Source organism: Priestia sp. AB, assembly GCF_028369225.1.
Taxonomy (GTDB): domain Bacteria; phylum Bacillota; class Bacilli; order Bacillales; family Bacillaceae_H; genus Priestia; species Priestia megaterium.
In genome coordinates, this window is the sequence record NZ_JAQMYN010000005.1 from 108,560 (window position 1) to 125,403 (window position 16,844).

21 protein-coding genes are annotated in these 16,844 nt (G+C 37.5%); 14 read left to right on the forward strand and 7 right to left on the reverse strand.

The window, feature by feature from the left end; genetic code table 11:
- Positions 1–3 precede the first annotated feature (3 nt).
- The 3 genes from POF52_RS16650 to POF52_RS16660 all read left to right on the forward strand — a co-directional run bounded on the left by POF52_RS16650 (position 4) and on the right by POF52_RS16660 (position 2,421).
- Complete coding sequence (locus tag POF52_RS16650; protein ID WP_271993486.1) at positions 4–639, forward strand: GTP pyrophosphokinase; 636 nt, start codon at positions 4–6, stop codon at positions 637–639.
- Between the two features lie 61 nt (positions 640–700).
- On the forward strand, positions 701–1,498 hold the full coding sequence (locus tag POF52_RS16655) for an NAD kinase (RefSeq protein ID WP_025749877.1): 798 nt from the start codon (positions 701–703) through the stop codon (positions 1,496–1,498).
- Positions 1,499–1,512: 14 nt separating this feature from the next.
- Positions 1,513–2,421, forward strand: coding sequence for an RluA family pseudouridine synthase (locus POF52_RS16660; protein WP_271993487.1), 909 nt, complete (start codon positions 1,513–1,515; stop codon positions 2,419–2,421).
- Positions 2,422–2,439: 18 nt separating this feature from the next.
- On the opposite strand, the gene prpE is transcribed toward POF52_RS16660, so the two are convergent.
- Positions 2,440–3,180: a bis(5'-nucleosyl)-tetraphosphatase PrpE gene (gene prpE / locus POF52_RS16665; protein WP_043980458.1), complete on the reverse strand. Its 741-nt coding sequence runs from the start codon at positions 3,178–3,180 to the stop codon at positions 2,440–2,442.
- A gap of 177 nt (positions 3,181–3,357) precedes the next feature.
- Here prpE and mgtE point away from each other — a divergent pair, with 177 nt between their 5' ends.
- The 5 genes from mgtE (at position 3,358) to POF52_RS16690 (ending at position 8,381) form a co-directional block, all read left to right on the forward strand.
- Positions 3,358–4,734: a magnesium transporter gene (gene mgtE / locus POF52_RS16670; RefSeq protein ID WP_271993488.1), complete on the forward strand. Its 1,377-nt coding sequence runs from the start codon at positions 3,358–3,360 to the stop codon at positions 4,732–4,734.
- 158 nt (positions 4,735–4,892) lie between these two features.
- Positions 4,893–6,752, forward strand: coding sequence for a monovalent cation:proton antiporter family protein (locus POF52_RS16675; RefSeq protein WP_258356978.1), 1,860 nt, complete (start codon positions 4,893–4,895; stop codon positions 6,750–6,752).
- Positions 6,753–6,922: 170 nt separating this feature from the next.
- Positions 6,923–7,057 carry a hypothetical protein gene (locus tag POF52_RS16680; protein ID WP_255323478.1) on the forward strand — a complete coding sequence of 45 codons (135 nt, stop codon included), beginning with the start codon at positions 6,923–6,925 and terminating at the stop codon, positions 7,055–7,057.
- 218 nt (positions 7,058–7,275) lie between these two features.
- Positions 7,276–7,968 (forward strand): CotO family spore coat protein, encoded by a 693-nt coding sequence (locus POF52_RS16685; RefSeq protein ID WP_128821161.1) that lies wholly within the window; start codon positions 7,276–7,278, stop codon positions 7,966–7,968.
- Positions 7,969–8,045: 77 nt separating this feature from the next.
- Complete coding sequence (locus tag POF52_RS16690; protein ID WP_016763066.1) at positions 8,046–8,381, forward strand: DUF1360 domain-containing protein; 336 nt, start codon at positions 8,046–8,048, stop codon at positions 8,379–8,381.
- Positions 8,382–8,428: 47 nt separating this feature from the next.
- Here the strand turns inward: POF52_RS16690 and POF52_RS16695 are convergent, their stop codons facing one another.
- Both POF52_RS16695 and POF52_RS16700 read right to left on the reverse strand, forming a co-directional pair.
- Positions 8,429–9,262 carry a hypothetical protein gene (locus POF52_RS16695; protein ID WP_013081779.1) on the reverse strand — a complete coding sequence of 278 codons (834 nt, stop codon included), beginning with the start codon at positions 9,260–9,262 and terminating at the stop codon, positions 8,429–8,431.
- Between the two features lie 138 nt (positions 9,263–9,400).
- The gene (locus POF52_RS16700; RefSeq protein WP_013081780.1) at positions 9,401–10,132 is read right to left on the reverse strand and encodes a hypothetical protein; all 732 of its coding nucleotides are present in this window, start codon (positions 10,130–10,132) and stop codon (positions 9,401–9,403) included.
- A 261-nt stretch (positions 10,133–10,393) separates the two neighbouring features.
- Here POF52_RS16700 and POF52_RS16705 point away from each other — a divergent pair, with 261 nt between their 5' ends.
- The 5 genes from POF52_RS16705 (at position 10,394) to POF52_RS16725 (ending at position 11,860) form a co-directional block, all read left to right on the forward strand.
- Positions 10,394–10,780: a hypothetical protein gene (locus POF52_RS16705; protein ID WP_271993495.1), complete on the forward strand. Its 387-nt coding sequence runs from the start codon at positions 10,394–10,396 to the stop codon at positions 10,778–10,780.
- Positions 10,781–10,847: 67 nt separating this feature from the next.
- Positions 10,848–11,018 (forward strand): hypothetical protein, encoded by a 171-nt coding sequence (locus tag POF52_RS16710; RefSeq protein ID WP_162837671.1) that lies wholly within the window; start codon positions 10,848–10,850, stop codon positions 11,016–11,018.
- 61 nt (positions 11,019–11,079) lie between these two features.
- Positions 11,080–11,259, forward strand: a complete 180-nt coding sequence (locus POF52_RS16715; RefSeq protein ID WP_016763069.1) for a hypothetical protein — start codon at positions 11,080–11,082, stop codon at positions 11,257–11,259.
- Positions 11,260–11,346: 87 nt separating this feature from the next.
- Entirely contained in the window at positions 11,347–11,469 is a 123-nt protein-coding gene (locus POF52_RS16720) for a YjcZ family sporulation protein (RefSeq protein ID WP_013055448.1), read from the forward strand.
- Between the two features lie 133 nt (positions 11,470–11,602).
- Entirely contained in the window at positions 11,603–11,860 is a 258-nt protein-coding gene (locus POF52_RS16725; RefSeq protein ID WP_013055449.1) for a stage VI sporulation protein F, read from the forward strand.
- Between the two features lie 46 nt (positions 11,861–11,906).
- On the opposite strand, the gene POF52_RS16730 is transcribed toward POF52_RS16725, so the two are convergent.
- The 3 genes from POF52_RS16730 to POF52_RS16740 all read right to left on the reverse strand — a co-directional run bounded on the left by POF52_RS16730 (position 11,907) and on the right by POF52_RS16740 (position 15,435).
- Entirely contained in the window at positions 11,907–12,695 is a 789-nt protein-coding gene (locus POF52_RS16730; protein ID WP_271993499.1) for a M48 family metallopeptidase, read from the reverse strand.
- Positions 12,696–12,820: 125 nt separating this feature from the next.
- On the reverse strand, positions 12,821–13,039 hold the full coding sequence (locus POF52_RS16735) for a hypothetical protein (protein WP_074893891.1): 219 nt from the start codon (positions 13,037–13,039) through the stop codon (positions 12,821–12,823).
- A gap of 77 nt (positions 13,040–13,116) precedes the next feature.
- The gene (locus tag POF52_RS16740; protein WP_271993501.1) at positions 13,117–15,435 is read right to left on the reverse strand and encodes an ATP-dependent helicase; all 2,319 of its coding nucleotides are present in this window, start codon (positions 15,433–15,435) and stop codon (positions 13,117–13,119) included.
- A 377-nt stretch (positions 15,436–15,812) separates the two neighbouring features.
- On the opposite strand from POF52_RS16740, the gene POF52_RS16745 reads away from it, so the two are divergent.
- Positions 15,813–16,064 carry a hypothetical protein gene (locus POF52_RS16745; RefSeq protein WP_271993503.1) on the forward strand — a complete coding sequence of 84 codons (252 nt, stop codon included), beginning with the start codon at positions 15,813–15,815 and terminating at the stop codon, positions 16,062–16,064.
- A 76-nt stretch (positions 16,065–16,140) separates the two neighbouring features.
- On the opposite strand, the gene POF52_RS16750 is transcribed toward POF52_RS16745, so the two are convergent.
- The gene (locus tag POF52_RS16750; RefSeq protein ID WP_271993505.1) at positions 16,141–16,818 is read right to left on the reverse strand and encodes a DUF421 domain-containing protein; all 678 of its coding nucleotides are present in this window, start codon (positions 16,816–16,818) and stop codon (positions 16,141–16,143) included.
- Between the last annotated feature and the right edge of the window lie 26 nt (positions 16,819–16,844).

A 16,844-nucleotide genomic window follows, 5' to 3' on the forward strand; every position in this document is an offset into this window, starting at 1 on the left:
TTAATGATCAGGCATTGGGATTTATTTTTAGCACCGTATAAACAAGCCGTTGAAGAACTTAAGGTGAAATTAAAAGGAATTCGTTCACAATATGATATGAAATCTACGCATTCACCTATTGAATTCGTTACGGGACGAGTAAAGCCTATCGCCAGTATTTTGGATAAAGCGGCTCGAAAAGGAATTTCTCTCGATCGCTTAGAGGAAGAGATGCAGGACATTGCGGGACTCCGTATGATGTGTCAATTTACGGACGATATTAAAGCGGTCGTAGAGCTTCTTCGTCAGCGAACAGACTTTGAATTGATTGAAGAAAGAGATTATATTCTTCATAAAAAAGAAAGCGGCTATCGTTCATATCATGTGGTCGTATGTTATCCTGTTCAAACAATTAAAGGTGAAAAGAAAATTTTAGTGGAAATTCAAATTCGTACACTGGCTATGAATTTTTGGGCTACAATTGAGCATTCTTTAAATTATAAGTACAGCGGGAAATTTCCTGAGAATATCAAAAAGCGACTTCAGCGTGCTTCTGAAGCAGCTACTCAGCTCGATGAAGAAATGTCTCAAATACGAGGTGAGATTCAAGAAGCTCAGGCTATTTTCTCACGAAAAAAAGAATCAGCGGAAGAATCTTAGGTATGACTCAGCAACAGCTTTGTACATTGGATGGATAGGGGGAGAGAATTAGGTGGAGAAAATAAAATTTGCTATTACATCAAAAGGCAACCAAATATCAAATACGCTTATGCAAAAAATGAAAACGTATTTATTAGATTTTCATTTAGAATATGATGAAAACCAGCCTGATATTGTAGTGTCAGTAGGAGGGGATGGAACGCTGCTCTACGCGTTTCACCGCTATCGAAACCGACTTGACAAGACGGCTTTTATTGGGGTTCATACCGGCCATTTAGGCTTTTACGCAGATTGGACACCTGATGAGATTGAGAAGCTGGTGATTGCTATTGCAAAGACACCCTATCAGACTGTAGAGTATCCACTGCTCGAAGTGATTATTCGCTACACCAACGGTGGACGCGAAGCTCGATACTTAGCTCTGAATGAATGTACGGTAAAAAGTGTAGAAGGTTCTTTAGTAATGGATGTGGAAATTAAAGGGCAGCGATTTGAGACATTCCGAGGAGACGGCCTTTGCGTATCCACTCCCTCGGGAAGTACAGCTTACAATAAATCCCTTGGAGGCGCGATTTTACATCCTTCGCTTCAAGCTATTCAAATTGCTGAAATGGCTTCTATTAACAATCGAGTGTTCCGTACGATAGGTTCTCCATTGGTTCTTCCTGGACATCATACAGCGCTGTTAAAGCCTGTCAACGACGCAGACTTTCAAATTACCATTGATCATTTAACTCTTTTACATAAAGATGTAAAGTCGATTCAATTTCGGGTAGCAAGCGAAAAAATTCGATTTGCTCGCTTTCGTGCGTTTCCTTTCTGGCAGCGTGTCAGAGACTCTTTTGTATGTGATGATTAAAGGCAGGGAAGAGAATGAAACAAGTTTTTACGTTGAGTTGGACCGTAGATCATTCTTTCGAGGGTGTAGCGGTTCGTGAATTTTTAAAAGAACATGATATTTCCAAAGCTTCTCTGACGGACATTAAGTTCAGAGGAGGAGCAATTGAAGTAAATGGAAAGCATGCAACGGTTCGATATATTCTGCAAAAAGGTGACGAAATTAAGGTGGCGTTTCCACCAGAAAAAGCAAGTGAAAGTCTTCTTCCTAAAGCTATACCTTTGGATATTGTATACGAAGATGAGTATATATTAGTGTTGAATAAGCAGCCAAACATGCCAAGTATACCTTCTCGAGAACATCTAACGTGGTCACTAAGTAATGCTGTGCTCTATTATTATGAGAAAAATAACATTAACTCGACTGTTCATCTTGTAAATAGGTTGGACCGAGACACATCTGGGCTGCTTATTGTCGCTAAGCATAGGCACGTTCATTACTTATTCTCTAAAGCACAAAAAGAACATGAAATTAAACGCGTGTACCGAGCTTTTGTTCATAGGAAGCTTGTTGGCAAAGAAACGATAGAGGCACCGATTGGCCGAAAAGAGTCAAGTATCATCGAACGGGAAGTAAGAGAAGATGGGCAGTTTGCTATTACACACTATACGGCGCTTCGTCAGTATTCTTCTTTTACAGAAGTTGCTCTTTCGCTTGAGACGGGGAGAACTCACCAAATTCGTGTTCATATGGCTTATAAAGGATATCCACTGCTTGGAGATACCTTATATGGAGGAACGAATCATCTTATTTCTCGTCAAGCTCTTCACAGCTATGAGCTCACTTTTTTTCATCCTTTTTTACAAAAAACTTTGTCTTTTACAGCACCTTTGCCGCCAGATATGCAGAAACTTCAAATCGTAAAAGAAAGTCGCTTTTTTTAATGAAAAGCGACTTTCTTTTTACACGAAGTGATTAAATTTTTCCTCTACGTAAGGCATAGATGAAGGCACCGATATAATATTCCTTTCAGGATACTGAAACGCCGTTAAAGCCCCTCCAAAAACTGCGCCTGTATCAATATTAATGGTATTATGAATTTTTCTGGCTTTTACTACGGGTGTATGCCCATACACGATAAACGGTTTTCCGTTATAATGTTTGGCCCAATCCCGTCGGACAGGCATGCCGTTTAGATGTTTTTCACCCGTAATGTCTCCGTATAGCACAAAGGTTTTTACTTTTTTATCCGTTCTGCCGATGTATTCAGCTTTAAGACCGGCGTGAGCAATAATTAATTGGTTTTGATCAAGCTGCACATATAGAGGTGATTGTTCATAAAGCTCAATGAACTTTTTTTTAATGAATTTCTGTTCTCTTGAAGGTAAAGCTTCGTACTCGGCAACGGTCGTTTCTAATCCATGAGTAATTTGCACTTTGTTACCGCAAAAGAAGCGATATAGCTTATTGCAGTGATTGCCTGGACAGTAGTAAGCTTGCTGATGCTTTATTACAAGTGACCATACGAGCTCAATCACTTTTAGTGAATGAGGTCCTCGGTCTGTTAAATCACCTACAAATCCAAGGCGCCGTCCGTCAGAGTGGACAGGAATCCCGTCTTGCCACTCATACCCAAGTTTTTCTGTTAACGCTTTTAATTCATCATAGCACCCATGGATATCGCCTATTATATCTACTTTCATCTTTTATCCACATCCTTAAAAGGTTTTTCCTTTGACGATATAAAATTACCCTTATATGGAGCAAACTATGTGTAGAACTTATATATTATTGGGAAAAGAGTAAAGAGCTATGAGTTGAAAAAAAACAAAATTCATCATAAAGTTAAATAAGTTTTGTGCGACAGGGAGGTTGAAGACATGACAGATTCAATTGAAAAAGAAGAAAAGGCATGGTTCGCCGAACATTTATTATCACTTTTAGAAAAAAATGAAATCGATGCATTTCGTGAAGAATTTTTACATATGCATACGTATGACCAAGCTCAATTTTTTGAAGAATTAGATGAGCCTTCTAGATTTGCGCTGTACGAGATGTTATCTCCGGAAGAAATGGCGGATATCTTTGAAAATGTAGAGATACGAGAAGAAGATTATCAAGAAATTCTCTCAGAGATGCATCCCAATTTTGCAGCAGACATGCTGTCGAAAATGTCGGCGGATGATGCCGTTGACGTATTAAATGAATTGGATAAAGAACAAATGGCGAGCTATTTAACGATTATGGATGAAGAAGCAGCCGATGAAATTAAAGAGCTGCTTCATTACGAGGAATATACCGCTGGAAGTATTATGACGACTGAATTTGTGGCCATTCGTGAAAATCAAACCGTACATTCAGCCATGCACATTCTACGCAGGGAAGCTCCAGAAGCGGAAACAATTTATTATGTATTTGTTATTGATGAACAAAAGCATCTAGCAGGTGTTATTTCTCTTCGTGATTTAATTATAGCAGATGAAGATACGATGATAAGCGAAGTTATGAATGAACGAGTCGTATCCGTATCAGTAGCAGAAGACCAAGAAGAAGTTGCGCGTATTATGCGCGATTACAACTTTCTTGCGCTTCCAGTTGTTGATTTTCAGCAGCATCTTCTCGGGATTATTACGGTTGATGATGTGATGGATGTTCTTGATGAAGAGGCATCGGATGACTATTCTAAATTAGCCGGTATTAGTGATGTAGATGATACGATTGACCACAATCCTTTAGTAGCGGCCAAAAAGAGGCTGCCTTGGCTTATCATTTTGCTGTTTTTAGGAATGATGACAGCGAGTTTAATTGGACGTTTTGAAGATACGTTGAATCAAGTAGCTATTTTAGCTGTATTTATACCTTTGATTGGCGGTATGGCTGGTAATACAGGAACACAGGCACTAGCCGTTGCGGTTCGCGGACTAGCGACGGGAGAAATCGAAGAAGAAAGCAAATTTAAGCTGTTAATCCGAGAAGCAGCTACCGGAATGATTACGGGCGCATCATGCGGACTTTTAGTTGTATTAATTGTTTATATTTGGCAAGGAGATCTTATTTTAGGCGCTTTGGTAGGCGTCTCTGTATTTTCAACATTGATTGTGGCTACACTTGCAGGAGCGTTTATCCCGCTTCTCATGCACAGGTTCAAAATTGACCCTGCAGTCGCATCAGGACCATTTATTACAACGATCAATGATCTTATCAGTATTTTAATTTACTTCGGTCTAGCGACAACATTTATGAGTTATTTAAAATAATGAAGGGACGTTAGAATTCGGCATGAGTAATCATGTCGGATTTTCATTATTAGTTCATATAGTTGACAGAGAACCTTCAAGCTTTTATGATTAACCTTTAATTTTGAATACTAACGTCTTCGTTTTATAAATAGCGAAGGTAAAAGGAGGGGGATCTAATGGAACAGCACGCGTCCTTTACATCACTTGTTATCGTCATTAGTTTGGCCTTTTTAACGCCTATACTGTTGCATCGGTTTAAACTCAACATTATACCTGTAGTCGTGGCTGAAATTATTATGGGATTAATTATAGGGAAAAGTGGTTTTGACCTTGTGGAGCAGGATATGTGGCTTGAAACACTTTCCACTCTAGGCTTTATCTTTTTGATGTTTTTAAGTGGTTTAGAAATTGATTTTTCTGCTTTTGCTGGAGGAAATTCAAAAGACAAAAAGGCTTCAGGAGCGAAGGTGCCAAATGCTTTTTCCATTTCTATACTAGTGTTTGCAGCTATCTTTGCCGTTTCACTATTTTTGTCCTATGTTTTTGTATGGACAGGTTTTATTGATAATGCCTTTTTGATGACGCTTATTATTTCTACCATTTCACTAGGAGTAGTAGTGCCGACATTAAAAGATGCACAGATTATGAAAAAGCCGATTGGACAAACCATTTTATTGATTGCGGTTATTGCGGACTTAGTCACGATGATTTTACTAGCCGTATTTGCTTCCGTCTATGATAAATCAGGAAATAGCAATACGTGGTTGATTTTAATTTTATTTGGAGTAGGAGTGATTTTATACTTCATAGGGAAGCAGTTTAAAAACCGATCGTTTCTTGAAACAATGTCTAAAGGTACAATTCAAATCGACACGCGCGCCGTATTTGCACTCATTATCATTCTGGTGGGCCTTTCGGAGTCAATTGGTGTTGAAAACATTTTAGGCGCGTTTTTAGCGGGATCACTCGTTTCTCTTCTAGCTCCTAACAAAAACTTAGTTCATAAACTAGATTCGTTTGGCTATGGATTTTTAATTCCTATCTTTTTTGTGATGGTAGGAGTGAAGCTTGATGTTTGGTCATTGTTCAGTGATAAAAAAGTGCTGATATTAATGCCTTTATTATTCATTGCATTGTTGATATCCAAGCTAGTCCCAGCGTTAATCTTAAGAAAATGGTATGATATGAAAACCGTTTTGGCATCGGGTTTTCTTTTAACATCGACTTTATCACTCGTTATTGCGGCAGCAACGGTTGGTGAAAATATTGGTGTTATTGATTCACAAATGTCCGGTGCGCTGATTTTGGTGGCGATTATTACATGTATTATTACACCTATTATCTTTAGAAAGCTGTTTCCAAAGCCAGAAATCAGTGACAGAAAGCTGAAGGTTAATATGCTCGGTGCAAATCAATTTACACTCCCGGTTATTCGAGAAATGGATCTTGATTTATATGATGTTACGATTTATCATCCTACTCAGGACAAAATTGAAAACCGTACGTCGGATTCCATTTTTAATATCGTGGACATCGATGCATATAGTAAGGAAACTTTAATGCGTATGGGGATTTTAGATGCGGATGTATTAGTTGTAACAACAGGGGAAGAAGAAAGAAATAGCGACATTGCTCTATTTGCAAAAGAATATGGTACAGAACGGGTTATTGCCCGCGTAGAAAGTCCTGTATTAGATGAAAAGATGAAAGAAAATAACATTGAAGTTTTTTCTGTGCTGTTATCTACCACGGCATTGCTAAAAGCTTTAATCGAATCGCCAAATATTTTAAATATCTTAACGAATCAAGAAACAGCACTTTATCAAATCAATATGCGTAACCCTAAATATGAGGGGGTGGAACTTCGTAAGTTCCCGTTTACAGGAGATGTGATTTTTGTTCGAATCTTTAGAGGCAAAGATTCCATTGTACCTCATGGCGATACGGAGCTTGAATTTGATGACCGTTTGATTGTAACGGGGTCTCGTTCGTATGTGAATGAATTGCGTATGCTTCTTGAGTATAAAATTAGATAAAGGTATCTAGATAGGTGTAGGTTTTTACCTTATTGTGTGAGGGGAAGAGGCTCGGACAAAAGTATTTTAGCTCAAAAAAAAAACGAACCACTGATCAAAATGTTTGATTAGTGGTTCGTTTTTTTTGTTGTTTTGAAAATAAGTTTCATCTGTTTAGCTCTTTCTAGCAGTTGATTGGAGGGCAAGACGAAGACTCCTGCGGGAAAAGCGGAACAGATGAGACCCCGCAGGAGCGCAAGCGACGAGGAGGCTCATCGGCCGCCCGCGGAAAGCGAAGTCTTGCACGGAAATCAACTGCGGTGTAACAAGCGGTTAAGCTCATGTATCCCATTTATGCGTCTTTAGATTGAATTAATTTCGTTATGTCTCAATCTCTTTTATTGTTTTTTTAACAAATTTTGAAAATAAAGGTACAGCCCTGCTTTTGGTGTTAAAAAGGCTACCGCAAAAAAATAAACAAGTTTTTCCGTGTTCAAGCATACATTTTTAAAAGAACGATAACAAGCAATTGGAGGTATGCTTCATGACTAACTCAAAATCTAAGTCAGAAGAAAACGAGCCGCTAATGTACATTATCCAGCCAAACGCTACGCAAAACCAGCGTTCTATGCAATATTATTTCAGTTCAAAACAGCAAGACAATAAAGAAATAAAGAAAGAGTATGTGTTAAAAGAAGAGCCCAGCTTTTCTTCTATTCAAGAAGTTAACGAGCCTGAGGTAGAAAAAGTAGAAGAAATTAAGCAGGAAAAAGATGTAGGAATTAAGCAAGAAATTAAGCAGGAAAAAGATGTAGGAATTAAGCAAGAAATTAAGCAGGAAAAAGATGTAGGAATTAAGCAAGAAATTAAGCGGGAAAAAGATGTAGGAATTAAGCAAGAAATTAAGCGGGAAAAAGATGTAGAAATTAGGCAAGAAATTAAGCAGGAAAAAGTTGTAGAACATTCAATTATTCCTGTGAATATACCGCAATCAGAGACTAAAAAGCCAAATAAAATGTTTCAGTCTATGACGATCAAAGAAAAAATTGAATTTCTATGCAGCTTTCCGGCTCATATGTCTCAACCTATTTGTGAAATCTTATGTCAAAACCAAAAATATATAGGAACAATTTTAGAACTCAAAGAAGGAAATTTATACGTAAGCATCCCTCCTAATAAAGAGAAGAAAGTATTAACATTTAATGATATTCAGACCATATCCATCATTAAAATTTAAGTAACCCTAAAAGCTAACAGTGAAAAAGCATGTTAGCTTTTATTTTCATAAGCTTGTGAATGTACGGAGGAATGAAGATGACATGGATTTACCTAACGTTATTTGTCTTTGCGACGTTTCGGCTCACTCGCCTAATCGTTTTTGATAAAATTACGGCTTTTATTCGTAAACCGTTTCACAAAATTGTAGAAGATCAAGATGAAGAAGGAAATAGGATAACATACTTGGAAATAAAAGGAAAAGGACTGCGAAGATGGATTGGAGAACTGCTCAGCTGTTATTGGTGCACGGGCATATGGTGTGCGGTAGGGATTTATTTTAGTTATGTAGCGGTTCCCCACATTGCTATTCCTATCATTACAATCTTAGCTATTGCAGGATGTGCTGGAATTGTAGAATCTTTTATGAAATAAATGGACGAGTTAAAAGACATATTGAACATCAATATGTCTTTTAGTTATTAAGGAAAATTTAGCACAACTTTATTTAACAAAGGAATGCCTTCTTGCCATTCTTCACTATAGAAAAAGCCTTCTAAAATAAATGAGGGCATATCAGAGGAAAGAGGAACAACTACTTGAAAAGAGTCAAATAGTAATTTGTCTTTTGGCTTTAATACTGTCTGCTTAATAGGTTTAATCCAATACTCACCCTCACGTTGAATTTTTTCGTTCCATTTTGGATGAGCGTAACGCCATTGTAAAGAAGAAGATGGAATACTAGAAGCTTCAATGCTTTTTTCATCAACGATCTTCCCGCTTAATGTAGACGAAGCGGCAGGCTTCATTTTTAAGCAAAGCACAGGAGAGTGTAAAGTACTGCTCGTTTGATTTTGAATAATTACATTGCCGAATATCATCAGCTCCCTTTCATGTTGTTCTGGCAGCAGTATAGAATGTTGAAAGAAACAGAGGATATCACTCTTTTCAAACCTTTCCACGGGTTTTTCTACAATTTTTTCGATCACTTTTTCCACAATCTTTTCTTCAATAACGGGCTGTTTTCTCGAGGCTTTTTCTCGAAATGCTTCTGCAATAATTTTTTGTTCAGAAAGCTCATTTCTCAGTAAATCCAGCTCTTTTTCTAATCCTTCAATTTCTACTTCTTTTTCAGATGTAGAAAGCGTCTCAGCGTGTTTTTTCTTCCAAAACGATGTATTTTCTTTTTCTCGTTCCAAAGCTCGTTCATAGCTTTTTAATTGGTTTTGTACGTGCCGGATTTCCGATTTATAGTGAATGAGCTTTTGTTTTAATTGAGTTAAATCATCTTTAGGGGAAGGGGAGTTACGACTCATCTAGTAGTCTCCTTTCCTGCTGAGCTATGAACCAGCTTTGTAAACTAGGGCTGCTCACAGCAGTTTTATTTATATGTATGCACAAAGCTTGTAAACGATGAAAAAAGAGGAGAAATATTCTCCTCTGAGGTTATCCAGTTAATCAAAGTCACTTTCAAAGTCACTTTCGAAGTCACTTTCATCAGAATCACGATAAGGTCTTCCAGGGAAGATAGCTTCACACTGAGGTGGATATTCAATAGGTGAGAAACCGCTTGTAGAAATAACTTCGGGGCGAGGATAACAGAAGCTTCCTTCTACTTCAATCTTAACATCTTTTTCAATTTGCACACTTAGACCTAACACAAGATCGAAGCTTAGCTGCTGTAAGTGAATGTCTGATAATCTAATAGAACCATCAGTTCCTTCAAAAGAATCAAGGTGTACCACAGGTTCTGTTCCTTCAGGTGCGCAAAGATAGAATGTTTGATGAATTTTCCAAGGAATAACACTAGATTCGACATCGCTGTATTTATGATGTCCACCTAAATTAATTAACCTAATTTTATAAAAACCGCTAATTGATAATTTTACTTCATGAAGAATAACAATTTCTCCGTCTGGTAAAACGACCTTCTTAGGTTTGCGACCACCTTGTGGTACAAGCTCAATTACATGATCGAGCGCCTCTTCATCAGAAACGTCTACCGAGTGTCCTTTACTATCAGTTAAAATAACTTCTACTTCTACATCATGGCCTAAATCTTCAAGCGCCTCTTCATCAAATAGTGAAGCGTCATTAGTAAAGATTTGTGGCAAAACCACTTGACGTCTGACCCAATCGTACACTTTAGGTACGCGGATACACAATGCTTCAAAATGTTCTCCCATTTTTAAACCTCCTAATTGTAATTGTCCTTCCTTTACGCTGTTCGTTACTAGGTATCGGACTACTATAGTGTATGAATGACTTACTTTTATGTTCCTTAGTAAAAGCGGAATTTATAGCAATAATTTCTGGATGAAGCGAGCATAAAAAATGAAGGAAATAATAAACTCAATTACAGCATATTCATGTTAGTAAAAAGTGTTATTCATCTTTAATTGATTTTCAGAGGTTTGTGCATTGTTTATAATGAAGGAGTGAGCAGCATGAGTGAGGAAAAAGTGAAACAAAAGATCTCTTCATTAAAGTCAGAGCTGGCTTTTTATAAGGAAGAATATCAAAAGTTCAAGCACCAAGAATTTGAATATGAAGATATGAAAGAAGAGTTAGCTGAATTAAAGGAAAAGCATGAACAAGAAAAAAGAAAGCTGCAAGAAAAAATAGATTGGCTTAAGGCATGTGTCAATGAACAAAAATCAAAAAATGAACAGTCTATTGTGCAGTACGATGATCATGCATCAGAAACGATTCAGGAGCTACAGAGCAGGCTGGGAGAAGTAACAGAGCAAGAAAGGGTGGAAGCACCAAGAACAAGGAAACCCAAAAGCAGCACCGATTTATTTTTGTCCATGCAGCGTAAAATGGACAAATAAGAGAGAACGTCTTTCTTTAGTCCTGAATATAATGTTATAGATAGGATGCTGTGAAAAGGAGGGAAACATGATGTATTATCATTATAATCCTAATCAATATCCTCAGCCACTGCCTTATCATCCACAACCCATTACAAAACAATCAGTGAAGGAAGGTCAGTCTACTCCTAAGCCAGTCCAGTACCCTTCTCCAAAACAAGGTGGTTGCGGCTGTGGTTCAAAGTTACCAAAGCGATAAGCAATAGAAGCATTGTTCCTCGAACAATGCTTTTTTACATAGAGTAGAGAGAGGTGTAGATATGCCGGATTTTTTCGATGAATTTGAACGTTTTTTTGAACAGCATATGATGGGAGAACATCGAAAGAGAATGAACGAAGTAGAAAAAGCAGAAAAGCAGATGGAACAGCGTGAGAGGAAACTGCAGCAAAATGTAAAAAGACTTGATGAGCAAGATGCTGAAGATCCGTTTGGACAATGAAATTTAATGTACACAGTTGAAAAGCCCATACAAAATCATTTGAGTGAACATACAGTATAGAGAGTAAAACAGAGGGGGTGTAATATTATGGGCTGCGGATTTGGCTACGGTGGTTGTGGTTACGGTGGTGGCTACGGCGGTGGTTTTGCGTTAATCGTTGTATTATTCATTCTATTAATTATTGTTGGTTGTGTTTGTTTTTACAATTAATCCCTTCTATGAATAAGGCACCGAAAAGTGCGGGTGAAGTTTCACTCGTACTTTATTTTTTTATTAAATGTAAAGGGCACCATCTAGGCACATGGTGCATACGATGAAGTATAAATAAAGGAGGTCATGCAAAATGGATAATAATATGTTTAAAAATATAGAAAAGAAAACAGGCGTTAATATGAAGGATATCTTTGAACTTGCGAATTCTGTACAAAATGCTAATTTTAAAGATGAGCAAACGGTGCGTAATATTGTGAAGCGAGTAGCACAAATTGCGAATAAGCCAATTTCAAAACAAAAAGAAGAACAAATTGTTAAGGCGATTGCAAACAATAATCAATCCATTGATTTTGCGACCATCGCTAAAATGCTAAATGAGAAAAAATAATTTAATGTTTTATATAAAGCCCTGACACGTCAGGGCTTTTTTCCATTTATGCAATTTCATTTGTTTGAAATGCGTTAGAATCAAGATCAAACAGTTCCGGATGCTGTGCTAAGTAATTAATTTCTTTAATACGATGAGCGATAGGAGGGTGAGTTGAAGTAGCTTGATTCAACCACATAAAAAAACCTTTTTCCTGTGAGTGCGTATGAACAAATTCTTCCTGATTTACTTTTTTATTCAGACAATGACCAACCGCAAGTATAGTGAGTGCTTGAGTGGCAGCTTTTGCATCACCAATCGCAACGGAAGCTATGCGATCACATGTATATTCACAGGCCCTAGAGTAAGCTTTTTCTAAAAAAGGAACCCAAAGAGCAGGTAGAATAAGTGAGTGGTAGAGTGTATGCTTACGTTTGATATGAACTAATTCGTGGGCAATAATAAAAGAAAGTTCTTTTTCTTGATTATCTTCAATCATTTCAACAATGTCCGAGTATAAAACGACAAAGTGACGTCCAAAAAAACGTGTAGCAAACGCGTTTAACAAGCCGCCTGATTGAATAATATAAATATCGGGCAGCTCTAAATTCAGCTCTGAAGATAAATGTTTTGCCTGATGATAAGTGTGGGGGAACTGCTTCTCTGTCAATCTAACTCCATTATTGCGAATTTGAGCAATAGAGAAACCATGGAGCATAAATGTAATTAAAAAACCGATTACAAGATAGATAATACCAATTAGTGAAATAATTAAAAAGAAATAGGTTAATAAGCTAATAACCATACACAGAATGAAAAAAATCTTTTCATTTTCATGAATAAGCTTGGCTTTCAATAATGGAATCTCCTGAAATATAGTAATATAGTACATAACGTAGTGTAACGCATCTACTTATGAATAGCTGCCTCTTAGTGGAATATTTGGTTAATAATAGATGGTGAGAATATTAGTTATGGACGCTAGCATGAAGTAAGAAAAAGAGGTTGAAACATAACTACAGGAATCAAATTTAAAGACAAACAATCTGGATACATGATCTGGACTGCTTGCTCGACCGCTGTTGCTTGCCGTGCAAGACTTCGCTTTCCGCGGGCGGCCGATGAGCCCGCAGGAGTCTTCGCCTTGTCCTCCAACCAACAGCTAGAAGCACCTGCATTCACCGTGATTATAAAAAACACGAACTATTTATCCGTTTATGATAGATAGTTCGTGTTGCAATTTAGTGAAACTACTTTTGTCCCAGCCTGTTTTTCCGTTACACTTTTTTTATAAACGACTTCAGGAATCTTGAAGGATAAGCGGTTTTACCTCTTCTAGTTTGCGGAACAGATAAGTAAAGTGAATTCTGTGCACGCGTCATGGCTACATATAAAAGGCGGCGTTCTTCTTGAAGCGGCACATCATCTCCGCCTCGATAAGCTTCGAGTGCATAATCATGAGGCAATCCGCCATCTACGCTGCTCAGTACGTATACATGCTTATATTCAAGACCCTTTGCTCGATGAATTGTGGTTAGCTGAATACTTTCATTAAATTGCTTGCTTAAAGCTTTCATCTCTGTGTTCATGGCAATCATATGATCCACATGCTCTAACAGTTCAGGTACGGTTTTAAATTTACGTGCTACAACTTTTAAATCCCGCACGTCATCCGAACCTTTTTCCATCATATTTCCTTCATTTCCGCGTTTTTTGACAAAATCATCGAATCCCATATCTTTAGAAATCGTCTCAAGTGCCAAAGAAGGAGACATTGATTTTAGCGACTTGAATAAAGGAATTACTTTCTTGAGCTTTTTTTGCTGAAACGGTTTTAAATCTTGAAGATATTCAAGTGCATCAATAAATGTACCATCATGAAGAATACTTGCTGCTTTTAAGTCATTGACTGCTGTTTTCTTTAAAAAGAGTGCGTTCACTAAATCTTGCAGCGAACTTGCGTCATTTGGATTCACGCTCAAGCGTAGAAATGAAAGTAAACTTCGAACCATTCGTCTTTTATAAAAAGAATCCGCATCTTGTTCGATTGAAAATGGCAGGTTTGACTGCGATAAACGTTCAAAGATGGCGCGTGAAGAAGCGTGAGTTCGGTACAAGACCGCGAATTCAGTTGGAGAAGCCCCTTGCTTAATTTTTTCTTTCATATCCGTTACAATCATTGTTGCTTCTTCTTCTTCGTCGTATGGAAAGAAGAATGTAGGTCGCAACTCATTATCAAACTGGGCAGCCATTTCTTTTTGTCGGCGCGCTGTATTTCGTGCAATGACTTTATTCGCGGAAGAAACGATGGCATGAGCTGAACGATAATTTTGGTTTAACGTAATAACAGTTGTATTAGCAAAATCTTTTTCAAAGTTTAAAATGAACGAAGGGTCGCTTCCGCGGAAAGCGTAAATTGATTGATCATCATCTCCTACGACACACAAGTTTTTAGAGTCTTCACTTAGCATTTTCATAATTTTATATTGAACTTTATTGATATCTTGAAATTCGTCAATTAAAAAATAGCGAAACCTTTTTTGATAACGAGTTAGTAAATCGGGATTTTGTTTTAGCATTTCATAACATCCATACAGCATGTCATCAAAATCGAATAGCTGTTTTTGCTTTTTGACTTCTTCATAACGACGATATAAAAAGTGCACATCTTGTTCCCATTTGTCCTTTGGGCGAACATCTTTCACGCCAACAAGCGTGTTTTTCCAATAGCCGATTTGCTGAAGTGCCTGATCAAACGGAAAATCTTTTTCATCCACGTGGAGCTCTCTTGCTGCTTCTTTCACGATCTGTTCTTTTTGCCAATCCCATTTCAGCAGGCGGTCCATTTGCCACGCTTGAGGATTGTGATGAACAATCATACGTAAGAAAATGCTGTGAAAAGTCCCAACTAGCATTTGACGAAGATGGAAGCCGGACATCTTTGGATATGTAGCTAATCGTTCTTTCATTTCTTTAGCTGATTTAGCCGTGAAAGTCACTAGCATAATGGATTTTGGATCAATTTTTTTTTCTTGTATCATATATGCGGTGCGAGCTGTTAACACACGCGTTTTTCCGCTTCCTGCACCGGCTAGAATAAGGAGAGGTCCTTCTGAATGTGTAACAGCTTTCCATTGGTTCGAATCTAATTCAATACCGCTCTCTTTAAATTCATTTAAATAAGGAGAGTCAGAGTGTTTAGGAACAGGTGGTTTTGAGCGAAAAGCAGGAACACTTGAAAAAGGTGCGGAAGCCCTCCATGCCGCTTTCTCTTTTACAGTTGAATTTTTCTCACCAATAGCTCGTCCTTTAGGAATACGAAATCCATTGGTTTCTCTGTATTCAGCCGGAGTTTCTTTTATCTGTTGTACAGCTGTTGTTTCTGATAGTGTGTCTGAACACTCTTCTCTTTCATGGGGAACTTGAGCATGATAAAAGTAAGGAGAATGTTCAATCCCCAGATATAACTTAACTGGTTCTCCGCAGTGAGCACATATTATTTCTCCTCGGAGACTAGCTTCATATAAATATTGAAATCGGTCTCTAGCCGTTATAGCAAGATTAAGTATCTGATTTTGATAAAGTGCACGTTGCAAAAAACATGGCCTCCTTTGTAAAACATGAACAATCAATAGTAAATAAGAGGGAGTTAAAGCAAGAAGCCGCTCTCGTTCTACATCGATATAGATGTGTATATACGCACAGTTTTTATTCTATAATCAAAGTCTATCATATCAAAATCATCTTTTTTTAAAAAGAGCACGGATATTTTTGGAGGGATAGGATGTAAAAAAGGGTATATATTGAGTAAGAGGTCACATATGTTCAAAAAAAGGCGGTATAGATACAAAGTGCTATCTGTTCTGAACGAGTCTAGAAGAGGGTTTAAGTGAGCTGTTTCAATGTTGATACTTCTTGAGAAAAATACTGAGGTCTTGGAGTAGGAGGTATCTTGAAAAAGAGGAGGGTTCATATGGGATATATACTGCCTGTCACACCTTATCAGTCTATTCAATATGCAAATCGCCTTCAAAAAAATAATGATTCTTTTTCAAATCGTATTTGGCCTGTCGAGAAAAAAAGCTTTGACGAAGAGTTTGAATCGCGTTCTCACTCATTGGAATTGACGCCAAATTCATTACAAAAGCGGAGAAAGCTTCAAGCAGCGGAGCGTGTATACAGCAAGCTAACAAATAAGGGCCTAGTGATTAATACACGGGTATAATAGAAAAAATCGTGAACGCAGCAGAATGAATGCGCTCACGATTTTTTCACAAAGTAATTAATAATTAAAAAACACCTTAGTAAGATTCAATAAAAATTGTACTGCCCTGCTGCCATTCAGCATAAAGCACCTGTTTATAATCGGTAAATCCCTGTTTTTTCAACTGTGTCTTTAGCCAGTCTTCATCAAAGCCTGACTGAATCAAGTTTTTCAAAAGCAAACGTCCATCACTGACGAAGGCGATAGATAAAGCAGGTTCAGAAGGAGGCAGTTGCAGATCGCTTCTTGTCGGCTTAGCATAATCAGATTTTGGCAATACACTTAGTGATCCATCTGTTTCTAAAATCGCATATTCAACTTCACGAATGGAAAATATGTCTTTTGAACGAAGCATATGAAGAAGCTGATCGATATCCAATCGATTTTTACTAAGTTCTTTGTACGAAATTTTCCCTTTTCGAATAATAATAGATGGCCGTCCTTCTAAAAACAAACGCAGGCGAATATTTTTTTGAGTAACAACTTCGGTGACATAAATAAGCGCTCCCCAAAAGATAACAGCAAATAAAATTTTGCCTATTCCTACTTCTGAGTCATATAACGCATTTCCTACTAACTCTCCTAATACAAGAGCAGAGATAAAATCAAAAGTGGTAAGCTGAGTGATTGTCGCTCTGCCTAAAAATTTAGTTAAAATAAACAAGCAGATAAATCCGATAAAAAGTTCTAGTGCAATTCCGATAAGTTCATCCATATTTTCACCTAATTCACATGATTAGG